Raw genomic sequence first — 13,669 nt, 5'->3', positions numbered from 1 at the left:
TGCGGCGGCTCACAGCTCGGCGTCCCCCGCCTCGTCGGACGGCCACGGATCGCGCATCCACAGCTCGTCGGCCGGGGTGGGGGCGAGCAGCTCGGCCAGGGCCGCGTCCAGGCCGAGCCGCTCGGCCTCCGTTCCCGGCGGGACCACGCGCAGGGTCCGCTCCAGCCATGCCGACACCGCGCCCGAGGGGGCCTGGAGCAGGGCGTCGCCGTCGGGGGAGCTGAGCGCCATGCACAGCACCGCCCGGTCCTCCGCCTTGACGGGCCAGATCCGGACGTCCCCGTGCCCGGAGGGGCGGAAGACGCCCTCGACGAGCAGTTCGCGGGCGAACGTCCAGTCCACCGGGGCGCTGGAGCCGGTGTGGAAGGTGATGTGGACGGCGTACGGGTCGTCGGTGAGGTAGCGCAGCAGGGCCGGCACCGGGACGCTGCGCTCGGGTGACAGGACCAGTTTCAGTTGCAGCTCGCGCTCGATGACGGGGTGGTGCATGGAGGCCTCGCTTCGGTCGGATCCGGGGGCCGGCGTGTGGCCCCGCACCCGCAGAGAGCGCCCATGCGGCCGGATGTGACGCGACTTCGGGCACCCGGGCACGGAATGGCCGAAACCTTTCGCTTGGCTGAAACCCGACGGGCGGGGCGGTGTTCGCCCGAAGGCTTGGATTCTCCCGTTACCGGACCGGTCGGGAGGAGGTTCTTGGCTATGGTCCTCCCCTTGCACAAGCCTCAAGCCACGATCGGAGTTGGGGACATGACGGCCTCCCCTGGTGACGGCGAGCACGCGGCCCGCGAGGGCTACTACCCCGATCCGTCCATCCCCGGCTACGTCCGGTACTGGAACGGCCGCTCGTGGGTGCCCGGTACGAGCCGCCCCGCCGGGCCGGGCGACCCGGTGGGCCCGCGGCGCCCCCGGCCCGAACCGGAGCCGGAGCCGGTGCGCGACGCCGCGGGGGAGCGGGAGGCGGACCCGGGCGGCCCGGCCCGGCCCGCGGACTCCGCGGCCCCCGCCTGGCAGGCCGACCCCCAGCACCAGGCCGGCTTCGGCGGCCCGCACGACCACCGGGTCTCCTGGGGCAGCCCGGCGGCCGGGCCGGAGCCCGAGGCGGGCCACGCCCCCGCCCGCCCGTCCGGGGCCTCCCTCGGCCGCGGGCCGCACCCGGAGCCGCCGGACGGCAGAGGCCCGGCCGGGGCGGCGGAGCGCGGGCCGGGCGTCTCCCTCGCCCGTACGCCGGCCGCCGCCGCGGCGGGCGCGGAGCGCCGGCCCGCCCCCGCCCCGGCCGCGCAGGCCCCCGAGGGCACCGGGATCCTGTCGGCGCGCTCACCCGCCGCGGCCGCCGCCCCCGCGGCCACCGCCTGGCCCAGCGTCCCCGGCGGCACCGCCGGGTCCGGGCTCACCTCCTCCTGGCCCGAGGCGACCGTCCGCCCCGACACCGATCCCGACGCCGATCCCGACGCCGACGCCGACGCCGAGCCCGCCCCGGCCCCCGGCCCGCCCGCCCCGCGCCGGGTGGACCCGCCGGCCGCCGCCGAAGCCCCCCGCCGCGAGTCCGGCACCGCACTCCCGGAGGCCGGGGCGGCCGTGCCGCCGCCCGCCCGGCGGCCCCTCGACGACGCGCCCCGCCCGGCCGCCGCGGCCGCGCCCTCCGCAGCCGCCCGGAGGGCCGCTCCCGAGCGCCGGACCCGCCGGGAGGAGTGGCCCGCCGCTGCCGCCGCCCCGGCCTTCCCGTCCGCCCCTGCCGCGGGCTTCCGGCCCACCGGCCGGACCGTGTTCGAGGAGATGGCGGAACGGGCCGTCCGCCCCGCGGGGCTCGTCCGCCGGGCCGCCGCCCGCACCCTGGACACCCTCGTGCTCGCCGGAGTCGCCGCGGCCGCCGCCCGGCCGCTCCTCCCGGCGGTGGAGGCCCATCTCCAGGCCAAGGTGGAGGCGGCGCGCGGAGCCGATAGGGCCACCACCGTATGGCTGTTCGACACCACGACCGCCGGATACCTCGGCGTCGTCCTGGCCGTCCTCGTCCTCTTCGGGCTGTGCTACGAGGTGCTGCCCACCGCCCGCTGGGGCCGCACCCCGGGCAAGAAGCTGTGCGGCGTCCGGGTGCTGTCCTCGGCCACGCTCCGTCCGCCCGGCTTCGGCGCGGCGCTCGCCCGCTGGCTCGTCGGCGCCTTCCTCGGGCCCCTGGGCTGGCTCTGGTGCCTCGGTGACCGCTCCCGCCGCCGCGGCGCCCACGACAGGGCCGCAGGCACGTACGCCGCGCGCTGACGCCCCGTCGGACGCCTTCCGCGGGCCGCTCCCCGGGACCTCCCCCCAACGGACGCCCCCGCGTTGCGGGCCCCGCGCGGCCGGGTTCGACTCGGGGCATGAGCTCCGACCAGCCGCCGCAGGGCCAGCCGCCCGAGGACGACCCCTTCCTCAAGAGGCCCCACGACCCGACGCCGCCGCCGGGCGGCTCGCCGTACGACACCCCGCCCTCGGGCGGCACGCCCCCCGGCGGAACCCCGCCCGGCGGCACGGGCGGCACCCCGCCCGGCGGCCCGCCCCCCGGCGGCCCCGGCGGCCCGGGGGGATACCCGCCTCCGCCGCCCCCGTACGGCAGCGACCCGTACGGCTCCGGCGGCGGCTACGGCATGCCCGACCCGCTGGCCGGGATGCCGCCGCTCGCCGACTTCGGCAGGCGGCTCGCCGCCCGCATCATCGACCTGGTCATCGTGTTCGTCCCGCTGTTCCTGATCCAGCTGGCGCTCGGCACCAACCGGTACGTGGTCGAAACCGACCGCGGGGAGGACGTCACCGAGGTCGTCACCCGGTCCTACAGCGGCGCCGGCCTCGCCATGACGCTCCTGTCGATCCTCGCCTACGTCGGCTACGACTGGTTCTTCACCAGGAAGGACGGCAAGACCCTCGGCAAGAAGGCGATGGGCCTGCGGGTGGCGATGCTCAACGACGGCAGCGTCCCGCAGTCCGGCCCCGCGCTCGGGCGGGCGGCGGTGCTCTGGCTGCCCACGCTCATCTGCTGCTTCTGCCTGTGGCCGCTGGCCCTCATCGTGTCGATCCTGGTGGACAAGCCGTACCGCCAGGGCCTCCACGACAAGGTGGCCAAGACGGTGGTCGTCACCGCGCCCTAGCGGAGACTCACCGGTGGGCGGGGTGTTCGGCGGCGGCCGGCCGGGGTTCGGGCACCCGGGCGGCCGCCGCCTCGTGCGTACGGCCCCTGCGGCGCGGGTCGGCGGCGGCGACCGCGACGAGCACGCCGAAGACGAGGGAGGCGGTGGCGACGGCCCCGACGCCGGCCGCGGTGCGCGCCTGCGTCAGCAGCAGCAGGGCGAGCGTCGAGACGACGACGGCGGCGGACCCGTACACGAGCTGGGCGGCGGTCGGGCGCGGCGGCATGGGTGTCCGTCCTCGGGGCGGGAGGGGGAGTCAGCGGGGCGGGGTCGCGCGCAGGCGACTCTACGCGGACGCATGCCCGTACGGAACGGGCCGTAAGCGTGACCTGACCCACGGTCGCCGGTGCGCGGGGGGCGCACGGGCTCACGCTCCCGTCTCACATGCCGGTCAGGACGCGCCCTTCGTCCCGGATGGCCGGAGAACGTCCGGATAGCGGAACTCGCCCACCGCATAGTGCAGTTGTAAGGAAGAAGTCAAGGTCTGTCTTTTCTTTAGACTCTCCGGTCAAATGTCGTCACTTGAGACGCGCGCCGCGCGGAACCCCCCGCTCCTACGGAGACGTTCCGACCTGTGTCGCGGCCGCGGGAGGGGAACGACATCAAGTGACCAGCAATTCCAGCCGTCGGCGTGCCCTGCGCGCGGCGGCCATCGGCGTGACCATGGCCGCCACTGCGGCCTCCGGCGCCTTCTTCACCACCGTCCAGGCCCACGAGGCCCCGTCGGCCGCGCCCGCCGTGGACCGCCAGGACCCGACCGCTCCCGCCAAGGAGAAGGTCAAGCACGACCTCGAAGGCCCGTACAGCAAGCAGCAGACGCAGGCGCGTGAGGCTGCCCTTGACCAGGTGCTGGCGGGCAAGAAGGGCGTGGAGCAGCGGGGCGCCTCCAAGGTCGTCAAGCTCGACGACAAGAAGTACGTCGAGCTCGGCCGCGAGAAGACCGACAAGATCTTCACGATCCTCGTCGAGTTCGGCGACCAGGTCGACAACGAGACCACCTTCGACCCGGACGGCCCGGACGGCCCGAAGCCGCCCGTCGCCAAGTACGGCGGCACGCCCGGCCCGCTGCACAACACGATCGCCGAGCCGAACCGCGCCGACAACAACAGCACCGCCTGGCGCAAGGACTTCAGCCGCGAGTACTTCCAGGAGCTGTACTTCGGCACGGGCGAGGGCAAGCACTCCCTGAAGACCTACTACGAGCGGGCCTCCTCGGGCCGCTACTCGGTCGAGGGCGAGGTCTCCGACTGGGTCAAGGTCCCGTACAACGAGGCCCGCTACGGCTCGAACTACTGCGGCCAGAGCAACTGCTCCAACGTGTGGGACACCGTCCGCGACGGCGTCACCGCCTGGACCGAGGCGCAGAAGAAGGCAGGCAAGACCGACGAGCAGATCAAGGCGCAGCTGTCCCAGTACGACCAGTGGGACCGCTACGACTTCGACGGCGACGGCAACTTCAACGAGTCCGACGGCTACATCGACCACTTCCAGATCGTCCACGCGGGCGAGGACGAGTCGGCCGGCGGCGGCAAGGAAGGCGCCAACGCCCTGTGGGCGCACCGCTGGTACGCCTACGGCACCAACGCGGGCAAGACCGGCCCGGAGAACAACAAGGCCGGCGGCACCCAGATCGGCAACACCGGCATCTGGGTCGGCGACTACACGATGCAGCCGGAGAACGGCGGCCTCGGCGTCTTCGCCCACGAGTACGGCCACGACCTCGGCCTGCCGGACCTGTACGACACCTCCGGCGGCGGCGAGAACGGCGTCGGCTTCTGGTCCCTGATGTCCGCCGGCTCCTGGCTCGGCGAGGGCAAGGACTCCATAGGCGACATGCCGGGCGACATGACCGCCTGGGACAAGCTCCAGCTGGGCTGGCTGAACTACGACACGGCCAAGGCCGCGACGAAGTCCACCCACAAGCTCGGTGTGTCGGCGTACAACACCAAGGACAAGCAGGCGCTGGTCGTCGAGCTGCCGAAGAAGCAGGTCAAGACCGACATCACCGCCCCCGCCGAGGGTTCCTCGCAGTGGTGGAGCGGCATGGGTGACGACCTCAAGAACACCCTGACCCGCTCGGTCGACCTGACCGGCAAGAAGTCCGCCACCCTGTCCCTCAAGGGCTGGTGGGACATCGAGAAGGACTACGACTACCTCTACACCGAGGTGTCCACCGACGGCGGCGCCACCTGGACCGCCCTCGCGGGTACCGCCAACGGCAAGGCCCTCCCGGTCGACGCCGCGGGCGCCCCGGCCCTGACCGACGTCTCCGGCGGCTGGCAGGACCTGAACTTCCCGCTCGACGCCTACGCGGGCAAGAAGTTCGACCTCCGCTTCCGCTACCAGACGGACGGCGGCGCGGGCGGCAAGGGCTTCACCGCCGACGCCGTCACCCTGACCGCGGACGGCTCCGCGCTGTTCACCGACGGCGCCGAGAACGGCGACAACGGCTGGACCGGCAAGGGCTTCTCCCGGATCGGCGCGGGCTTCACCAAGGACTACGCGCAGTACTACATCGCGGAGAACCGCCGCTACGTCTCGTACGACTCCACCCTCAAGGTGGGCCCGTACAACTTCGGCTGGGCCAACTCCCGTCCGAACTGGGTCGAGCACTACCCGTACCAGGACGGCCTGCTGATCTGGCTGTGGGACACCTCCCAGAAGGACAACAACACCAGCCAGCACCCCGGCCAGGGCCTGATCCTGCCGATCGACGCCAACGCCAAGCCGATGAAGTGGTCGGACGGCACGCTGCTGCGCAACAAGATCCAGCCGTACGACGCGACCTTCAGCGCGTACTCGACGGACGCGTTCACGCTGCACAAGAACGGCGAGTCGCTCTTCCTGAAGCCGAAGCCCGCGAACATGGTCTTCGACGACCACAAGGGCAAGTACTACTACGACGAGAACCCGACCGGCTCGGTGAAGGTGTCCGACACCAACACCAAGATCAAGATCAAGAAGGAGACCTACGACGGTCTCCAGATGACGGTCGAGGTCGGCCCCTCCAAGTAGTGATCCGGTAAAACAGCAGGTCACGCCATGATCGGCCGTCGCCCACTAGCGGGCGGCGGCCGATCGCGGTTTGATGCGGAAACGACCACCGCTCTTGACGTCCAGCTGACGGGGGAGACGCAGCGCATGCCCGCAGGAGGTTTCACCAGGCTCCCGAACGGGAGCGTCGTCGTGGCGCTGACCCTGCCGCGACCCGTGGGGAACGGGGAGGCCGGGCCCGTGCGGGTCCTGGTCCACGCCGCGAACCGGGCCCGCGCCCTGACCCGGCTGCGCAACCTCGGCCTGCGCGCCGTGTACCTGCGCGGCAACACGGAACCGCCGACCCCGGACGAGGTCACCGCGGTCCTGCACCACCCGGACGGGCTCCTGTGGCGGGCCGTCCCGGACCGCGGCGACCTCTGGCGCCCGATACGCGCCCTGCTGCGCGGCGCCTGACGACCGGGGCGGCGGGGGCGGGAGCGGCCCCTCAGGCGCCCCGTACGACGGGCTTGCCGCTGAGTTCCACCCCGGCCTGCCGCAGCTCCTCCAGGGCCCGCTCCGTGGTGTGCGGGGCCACGCCCGCCGTCAGGTCGAGCAGCACGCGGGTGCGCAGCCCGGCGCGGGCAGCGTCCAGCGCGGTCGCGCGGACGCAGTGGTCGGTGGCGATGCCGACGACGTCGACCTCGGAGACCTCGCGCTCGCGCAGCCAGTCGGCGAGCGGGGTGCCGTTCTCGTCGGCGCCCTCGAAGCCGCTGTAGGCGGCCTCGTAGGCGCCCTTGCTGAACACGGCGGCGACGGCCCCGGAGGCGACCGCGGGCGCGAAGTTCGGGTGGAACCCGACGCCCTCGGTTCCGGCGACGCAGTGCACCGGCCAGGAGCTCTCGTAGTCCGGCTCGGCGGACGGCGCGGCGAAGTGCGGGCCCGGGTCGACGTGGTGGTCGCGGGTGGCGACGACGTGCCGGTAGCCGGCGGTGGACTGCCCGATCAGCTCGGTGATGGCGGCGGCCACCTCGGCCCCGCCGGCGACCGCGAGGCTGCCGCCTTCGCAGAAGTCGTTCTGTACGTCGACGACGATCAGTGCGCGGTGCATGTCGCATGCCCTTCGGCTCGGTGTGGTGTGCTGCGGCGGGCCCCTGCACGGGGGCTCTTCCCCCGCGCCGCGCCACCAATGCAGCCCCGGTCGCAGATCCGGCCCCGCCGGCGGTCGCAGATCCAGCCCCGCCGGCGTTTGAGGCGCGGGGGTCCGGGAGGCGGAGCCCCCGGTTTCGGGAAGGGGCGGGGCGGGGAGAAGACCCCGCCCGGCGGCCGAGACCCCGCCCGGGGTCAGACGTACTCGGTCGGGATGACCGCCTCGCCCCGCGAAAGCTGCGTCGCGGACAGCGGCAGGCCGCCCCGCGCCCGCACATGCCGCTCCCGCACCGCATCGAGCGGCTCCCGCGCGACGACCTCGCCGCCCTTCACGAGCGGCACGAGCAGCTGCTCCCCGGCGAGCCCGGCCGGCACGGCCCCGGTCCCGACGACCTCGGCCTCGGCGACCCCGTCGGCGTCCCGCCGCCGCGCGGCCCACTTCCGCCCCCCGATGGACGTCTTCCCGCTGGCGGACTTCTTCGCGACGGGCACGAGCGGCGCCTTCGGGTCGGCGGATTCGGCGCGCGCGACGAGCTTGTAGACCATGGAGCAGGTGGGGTGCCCGCTGCCGGTGACGAGCTGCGTGCCGACCCCGTACGCGTCGACGGGCGCCGCGGCGAGCGAGGCGATGGCGTACTCGTCGAGGTCGGAGGTGACGACGATCCGGGTGTCCTCGGCGCCGAGCTCGTCGAGCTGCTGCCGGACCCGGTGGGCGACGAGGAGCAGGTCGCCGGAGTCGATGCGGACGGCGCCGAGCCCGGTGCCGGCGACCTCGACGGCGGTGCGGACGGCTTCGGCGACGTCGTACGTGTCCACCAGCAGGGTGGTTCCGCTGCCGAGGGAGGCGACCTGCGCGGTGAAGGCGTCGCGCTCGGTGTCGTGCAGCAGGGTGAAGGCGTGCGCGGAGGTGCCGACGGTGGGGATGCCGTAGCGGAATCCCGCGGCGAGGTCGGAGGTGGAGGTGAAGCCGCCGACGTAGGCGGCGCGCGAGGCGGCGACGGCGGCCAGCTCGTGGGTGCGCCGGGCGCCCATCTCGATGAGGGGCCGGTCGCCGGCGGCGGAGGCCATCCGGGAGGCGGCGGCGGCGATCGCCGAGTCGTGGTTGAGGATCGACAGGATGACGGTCTCCAGCAGCACGCATTCGGCGAAGCTGCCCTCGACGCGCATGATCGGCGAGCCGGGGAAGTAGACCTCGCCCTCGGGGTAGCCCCAGATGTCGCCGGAGAAGCGGTACGAGGAGAGCCAGTCGAGGGTGCGCATGTCGACGACGGCGCGTTCGCGCAGGAATTCGAGGACGGCGCTGTCGAAGCGGAAGTTCTCGACCGCGTCGAGGACGCGGCCGGTGCCGGCGACGACGCCGTAGCGGCGTCCTTCGGGGAGCCGCCGGGTGAAGACCTCGAAGACCGAGCGGCGGTCGGCGGTGCCGTTCGCCAGGGCGGCCTGCAGCATCGTGAGCTCGTAATGGTCCGTGAAGAGCGCTGTCGACGGCACGTCCACCGGCAGGCCCAGGTCCGCAGGGTTCATGGCAGGGATGCTAGCGCACATTTCGTCAGAGTGACGAAATGTGGGGGCCTGTTTGTGCGACGGGCCCGTCACAGTGGCAGCATGGGACGGGTGAGTGTTGCTCCCATTGAGATCGAACGCACCGAGTCCGCCGAAGAGGCATCCGCGGTCCCCGAACCCGACGTCCCATGGGTGACCCTGGTGCACAACGACCCCGTCAACCTCATGAGCTACGTGACGTACGTGTTCCAGGCGTACTTCGGCTACTCGAAGGACAAGGCGCACAAGCTGATGCTCGACGTCCACCACAAGGGGCGGGCCGTCGTCTCCGCCGGCACCCGCGAGGAAATGGAGCGCGACGTGCAGGCCATGCACGGCTACGGCCTGTGGGCGACCCTCTCCCAGGACCGCATCTGATGGGGCGGACCGCGGGCATGTTCGAGCCCCTCAAGGGCGGCGGAGCCGCCATCGCGCTGGACGAGATCGAGGTCTCCATCCTGCGCTCCCTGGCCGTCCAGCTCCTGGAGCTGATCGGGCCGGGCGCCCCCGAGCCGGCCGCCGACGCCGACCCGCTGGCCGTGCTGTTCGCCGAGGCGGGCCAGGGGCCCACCGAGCGGCCCGCCGACCCGGCGCTGGCCCGCCTCTTCCCCGACGCGTACGGGGGTCCTGGCACTCCGGAGGGCGCGGACCGGGCCCGGCTGGACGACTGGTCGGCGGAGTTCCGCCGGTACACCGAGAACGACCTGCGTTCGCGCAAGCGGGAGGACGCGCTGGCCGTCGTCCGCAGCCTGGACGGGCTCGCCGCGGGCGGCGGCGGGGCGGCGTCCCGACTGGAGCTGACCGGGGAGCTGCCGCTGCGCTGGCTCGGCGCGCTCAACGACCTGCGGCTGACGATCGCGGCCCGCCTGGAGATCACCGAGGACGACGAGAGCGCGGCCCTGTTCCGGCTGCCGGACGACGATCCCCGCAAGCCGATGGTGATGGCGTACCTGTGGCTCGGCGGGCTCCAGGAGACCCTCGTCGAAACCCTCTGACAACGCTCAAATCCGGATAACGATCAGGTCACCTCCATGCAATGGCCATGCAATGACCGGGCGATGGCCATGCAATGAACCGACGGGCTTATCTCCACTTGTCCTGATTTTGGCGTGCGCCGCGTCACATATACGGCCTGGGGCCATTCGTACTCCCGTGATAGATCTTGCCGATCGCCGCCGGGGCGCCACCCATGCCCCGCGGCCTGCCGGGACCGGCTGACCGCCGGCGTGCAACTCCATCCGTATCCGGGGGGATCGAGGACCCGATCCGCAGCCGCTTCCAGGCGCGGGTCGGCGCGGAGAAAGGCGCACCACACCATGACCTCTGAGCAGGTCGAGCAGCACCACCAGGCGTCCGGGGAGGGCGCCGCGGCCGAGGGCGGCGAGGGGTACCACCGCACGCTCGGCGCCCGCCAGATCCAGATGATCGCGATCGGCGGGGCCATCGGCACCGGGCTCTTCCTCGGCGCCGGCAAGGCGATCTCGAAGGCCGGGCCGAGCCTCATCCTGGCCTACGCCCTCGCGGGCCTGGTCATCTTCTTCGTCATGCGGGCCCTCGGCGAACTGCTGATGTACCGGCCCGTCGCCGGCTCCTTCTCCGACTACGCCCGGGAGTTCATCGGCCCGTTCGCCGGCTTCGCCACCGGCTGGACCTACTGGCTCTTCTGGGTCGTCACCGGCATCACCGAAGTCACCGCCGCAGCCCAGTACATGGCGTACTGGACGGGCGACGGCTTCCCGCAGTGGGCGTACGCGCTCATCTTCACCGTCGTCCTCTACGGCGCCAACCTGATCTCCGTGAAGCTCTTCGGCGAGCTGGAGTTCTGGTTCTCCATGGTCAAGGTCACCGCCATCGTCGGCATGATCCTGATCTGCGCCGGCATCCTCACCGTCGGCTTCTCGGACGCCGCGGAGACCGCCTCCGTCACCAACCTGTGGAACGACGGCGGCTTCTTCCCCAAGGGCATCGGCGGGACGCTGATGACCCTCCAGATCGTGATGTTCGCCTTCCTCGCCGTCGAACTCGTCGGCGTCACCGCCGGCGAGTCCAAGGACCCGGCGAAGACCCTGCCCAAGGCCATCAACACCGTGCCCTGGCGCATCGCCGTCTTCTACGTCGGCGCCCTCGTCATGATCCTGTCGGTCGTGCCGTGGACGCACTTCCAGCCCGGCGTCTCCCCGTTCGTCGCCGCCTTCGAGCGCATGGGCCTCGGCATCGGCGCCGCCATCGTGAACTTCGTGGTGCTCACCGCCGCCCTGTCCTCCTGCAACTCGGGCATGTACTCCACCGGCCGCATGCTGCGCGACCTCGCCCTCAACGGCCAGGGCCCGAAGCTGTTCACCCGGCTCACCAGGAGCGGCACCCCGCTGATCGGCACCACCTTCTCGGCCTCGCTGATGCTGGTGGGCGTCTGGATCAACTACGTCGCCCCCGGCAAGGCCTTCGACTACGTCGTCTCCTTCGCCACCATCTCCGGCATGTGGGCCTGGATCATGATCCTGGTCTGCCAGATCCGCTACCGCGCCCGCGCCGACCGCGGCGAACTCCCCGCCTCACCCTTCCGCGCCCCCGGCGCCCCCTGGACGAGCTGGTTCGCCCTGCTGTTCATCGGCATGGTCATCGTCATGATGGGCGCCGACAAGGACGCCCGGGTCTCCCTGTACTGCGCCCCGCTGTGGGGCCTCGCCCTCGGCCTGGCCCACCTCGCCATCCGGCGCGGCGGCGGCAGCGGCGGCGGGGCCTCCGCCACGCCCAAGATCCCCGCCGGCACCGGCGCCTGACCCGCGCGGGGCGGCCCCGGCGGCCCTGCCCCGCGGACGCCCTGTCCGGCATGCGGGCCCTCCCGTACCACACCTCGGTACGGGAGGGCCCGTCTGCTTATCCTGTCGGTCATGCTGACCCTCACCCAGGCCCTGTACGACCAGATCGTCGCGCACGCCCGCAAGGACCACCCCGACGAGGCGTGCGGCGTCGTCGCCGGCCCCGCGGGCACCGGCCGGCCCGAGCGGTTCATCCCCATGCTGAACGCGGCCCGCTCGCCCACGTTCTACGAGTTCGACTCCAAGGACCTGCTGCGGCTCTACCGCGAGATGGACGACCGGGACGAGGAGCCCGTGATCGTCTACCACTCGCACACCGCGACCGAGGCCTACCCCTCGCGCACCGACGTCACGTACGCCAACGAGCCCGGAGCCCACTACGTCCTGGTCTCCACCGCCGACACCGACGGCCTCGGAGAGTTCCAGTTCCGCTCCTACCGGATCGTCGACGGCGTGATCACGGAGGAGGAAGTACGGGTCGTCGAGGCCTACTGACCGGCATGTGAGCGGATTCCGTCCACGATGCGGGATCACACTCCATTCGGGCGACCGGGAATCGTTAACATGACCGCATGGTTTTCCCCGACGTGAGCACCGAGAAGCCCGGCAGGCCCCTGCTCGTGGCACGGCTGCACGTCGACCTGTGCCGCCTCGCCAGCAGTATCTGTCCTGCCGCCTGAGCACCGCAGCCCCTCGCGCGGGGGCCATCGAGCCGCGCGCCCTTCTCCTCCCCGCACCCATCCGACTGGAGCCTGCCATGGCCATCGAGGTCCGCATCCCGACCATCCTCCGCACCTACACCGACGGCGAGAAGGCCGTCACCGGCGAGGGCGGCACCCTGTCCGAGCTCTTCGCGGACCTGGAGACGCGCCACCAGGGGATCGAGGAGCGCATCGTCGACGGCGGCAAGCTGCGCCGCTTCGTGAACGTCTACCTCAACGACGAGGACGTCCGCTTCCTCGACGGCATCGCCACCCCCCTCAAGGACGGCGACAGCGTGACGATCCTCCCGGCGGTCGCCGGCGGCGCCGCCTGATGCGCTACGACTCCCCGCTGGCCGCGGTCGGCAACACCCCGCTCGTCCGGCTGCCCAGGCTGTCGCCCTCCGAGGACGTCCGCATCTGGGCCAAGCTGGAGGACCGGAACCCGACCGGCTCGATCAAGGACCGCCCCGCGCTCCACATGGTCGAGCAGGCCGAGAAGGACGGCAGGCTGTACCCCGGCTGCACCATCCTGGAGCCCACCTCCGGCAACACCGGCATCTCCCTGGCGATGGCGGCGAAGCTCAAGGGCTACCGGATCGTGTGCGTCATGCCGGAGAACACCAGCCAGGAGCGCCGCGACCTTCTCGCCATGTGGGGAGCCGAGATCGTCTCCTCGCCCGCGGCGGGCGGCTCCAACACCGCGGTCCGCGTGGCGAAGGAGCTGGCGGCCGAGCACCCGGACTGGGTGATGCTCTACCAGTACGGCAACCCGGACAACGCGGGCGCCCACTACGCGACCACCGGGCCCGAGATCCTGCGGGACCTCCCCTCGATCACCCACTTCGTGGCGGGCCTGGGCACCACCGGCACCCTGATGGGCGTCGGCCGCTACCTGCGCGAGCACGTCGACGGCGTGAAGATCGTCGCCGCCGAGCCGCGGTACGACGACCTCGTCTACGGCCTGCGCAACCTCGACGAGGGCTTCGTGCCGGAGCTGTACGACGCCTCGGTCCTCACCACCCGCTACTCGGTGGGCTCCGCGGACGCGGTGGCCCGCACCCGCGAACTCCTCCGGGAGGAGGGCATCTTCGCGGGCGTCTCCACCGGAGCCGTCCTCCACGCGGCGATCGGCGTGGGCCGCAAGGCGGTCGCCGCCGGCGAAACCGCCGACATCGTCTTCGTCGTGGCCGACGGCGGCTGGAAGTACCTGTCCACCGGCGTCTACACGGCGGCGACCACGGAGGAAGCGGTCGAGGTCCTCCAGGGCCAGCTCTGGGCCTGACCGCAGCCCGGCCCGGCGGGCGGGGCCCCGCCCCGCCCGCGGCCC

General features: G+C 72.6%; 15 protein-coding genes. 11 read left to right on the top strand and 4 right to left on the bottom strand.

The window, feature by feature from the left end:
• Positions 1–9: 9 nt before the first annotated feature.
• Positions 10–489, bottom strand: a complete 480-nt coding sequence (locus ACZ462_RS29420) for an SsgA family sporulation/cell division regulator (RefSeq protein WP_467807037.1) — start codon at positions 487–489, stop codon at positions 10–12.
• Positions 490–747: 258 nt separating this feature from the next.
• Between ACZ462_RS29420 and ACZ462_RS29415 the strand changes: the two genes are divergently transcribed.
• Entirely contained in the window at positions 748–2,253 is a 1,506-nt protein-coding gene (locus ACZ462_RS29415; RefSeq protein ID WP_467807039.1) for an RDD family protein, read from the top strand.
• A 98-nt stretch (positions 2,254–2,351) separates the two neighbouring features.
• Entirely contained in the window at positions 2,352–3,116 is a 765-nt protein-coding gene (locus ACZ462_RS29410; RefSeq protein ID WP_467807040.1) for an RDD family protein, read from the top strand.
• Between the two features lie 7 nt (positions 3,117–3,123).
• Here ACZ462_RS29410 and ACZ462_RS29405 read toward each other — a convergent pair whose 3' ends face one another.
• Entirely contained in the window at positions 3,124–3,381 is a 258-nt protein-coding gene (locus ACZ462_RS29405) for a hypothetical protein (protein WP_467807042.1), read from the bottom strand.
• Between the two features lie 437 nt (positions 3,382–3,818).
• Here ACZ462_RS29405 and ACZ462_RS29400 point away from each other — a divergent pair, with 437 nt between their 5' ends.
• Complete coding sequence (locus ACZ462_RS29400) at positions 3,819–6,170, top strand: immune inhibitor A domain-containing protein (RefSeq protein WP_467807060.1); 2,352 nt, start codon at positions 3,819–3,821, stop codon at positions 6,168–6,170.
• 126 nt (positions 6,171–6,296) lie between these two features.
• A complete protein-coding gene (locus ACZ462_RS29395) occupies positions 6,297–6,605 on the top strand; it encodes a hypothetical protein (RefSeq protein ID WP_467807043.1) in 309 nt (102 codons plus the stop codon).
• 31 nt (positions 6,606–6,636) lie between these two features.
• Here the strand turns inward: ACZ462_RS29395 and ACZ462_RS29390 are convergent, their stop codons facing one another.
• Together ACZ462_RS29390 and ACZ462_RS29385 are read right to left on the bottom strand one after the other, a co-directional pair.
• Entirely contained in the window at positions 6,637–7,239 is a 603-nt protein-coding gene (locus tag ACZ462_RS29390) for an isochorismatase family protein (RefSeq protein ID WP_467807044.1), read from the bottom strand.
• A gap of 233 nt (positions 7,240–7,472) precedes the next feature.
• Positions 7,473–8,801 (bottom strand): nicotinate phosphoribosyltransferase, encoded by a 1,329-nt coding sequence (locus ACZ462_RS29385; protein ID WP_467807045.1) that lies wholly within the window; start codon positions 8,799–8,801, stop codon positions 7,473–7,475.
• Positions 8,802–8,882: 81 nt separating this feature from the next.
• On the opposite strand from ACZ462_RS29385, the gene clpS reads away from it, so the two are divergent.
• From clpS to ACZ462_RS29350, 7 genes are all read left to right on the top strand, one after another.
• Positions 8,883–9,197, top strand: a complete 315-nt coding sequence (gene clpS, locus ACZ462_RS29380) for an ATP-dependent Clp protease adapter ClpS (RefSeq protein WP_467807046.1) — start codon at positions 8,883–8,885, stop codon at positions 9,195–9,197.
• A complete protein-coding gene (locus ACZ462_RS29375) occupies positions 9,197–9,814 on the top strand; it encodes a DUF2017 domain-containing protein (RefSeq protein WP_467807048.1) in 618 nt (205 codons plus the stop codon). The genes clpS and ACZ462_RS29375 overlap by 1 nt, the downstream gene beginning before the upstream one ends.
• A gap of 321 nt (positions 9,815–10,135) precedes the next feature.
• On the top strand, positions 10,136–11,599 hold the full coding sequence (locus tag ACZ462_RS29370) for an amino acid permease (protein WP_467807050.1): 1,464 nt from the start codon (positions 10,136–10,138) through the stop codon (positions 11,597–11,599).
• A gap of 111 nt (positions 11,600–11,710) precedes the next feature.
• Complete coding sequence (locus tag ACZ462_RS29365; protein WP_467807051.1) at positions 11,711–12,133, top strand: M67 family metallopeptidase; 423 nt, start codon at positions 11,711–11,713, stop codon at positions 12,131–12,133.
• Positions 12,134–12,210: 77 nt separating this feature from the next.
• Positions 12,211–12,318 carry a putative leader peptide gene (locus ACZ462_RS29360; RefSeq protein ID WP_312845931.1) on the top strand — a complete coding sequence of 36 codons (108 nt, stop codon included), beginning with the start codon at positions 12,211–12,213 and terminating at the stop codon, positions 12,316–12,318.
• A gap of 77 nt (positions 12,319–12,395) precedes the next feature.
• Positions 12,396–12,674: a MoaD/ThiS family protein gene (locus ACZ462_RS29355; RefSeq protein ID WP_467807053.1), complete on the top strand. Its 279-nt coding sequence runs from the start codon at positions 12,396–12,398 to the stop codon at positions 12,672–12,674.
• Entirely contained in the window at positions 12,674–13,624 is a 951-nt protein-coding gene (locus ACZ462_RS29350) for a PLP-dependent cysteine synthase family protein (protein WP_467807054.1), read from the top strand. The genes ACZ462_RS29355 and ACZ462_RS29350 overlap by 1 nt, the downstream gene beginning before the upstream one ends.
• The last annotated feature ends 45 nt before the right edge of the window (positions 13,625–13,669 follow it).

The organism is Streptomyces sp. NPDC031121 (assembly GCF_055570615.1).
This window is presented reverse-complemented; position numbering and strand designations above follow the sequence as displayed.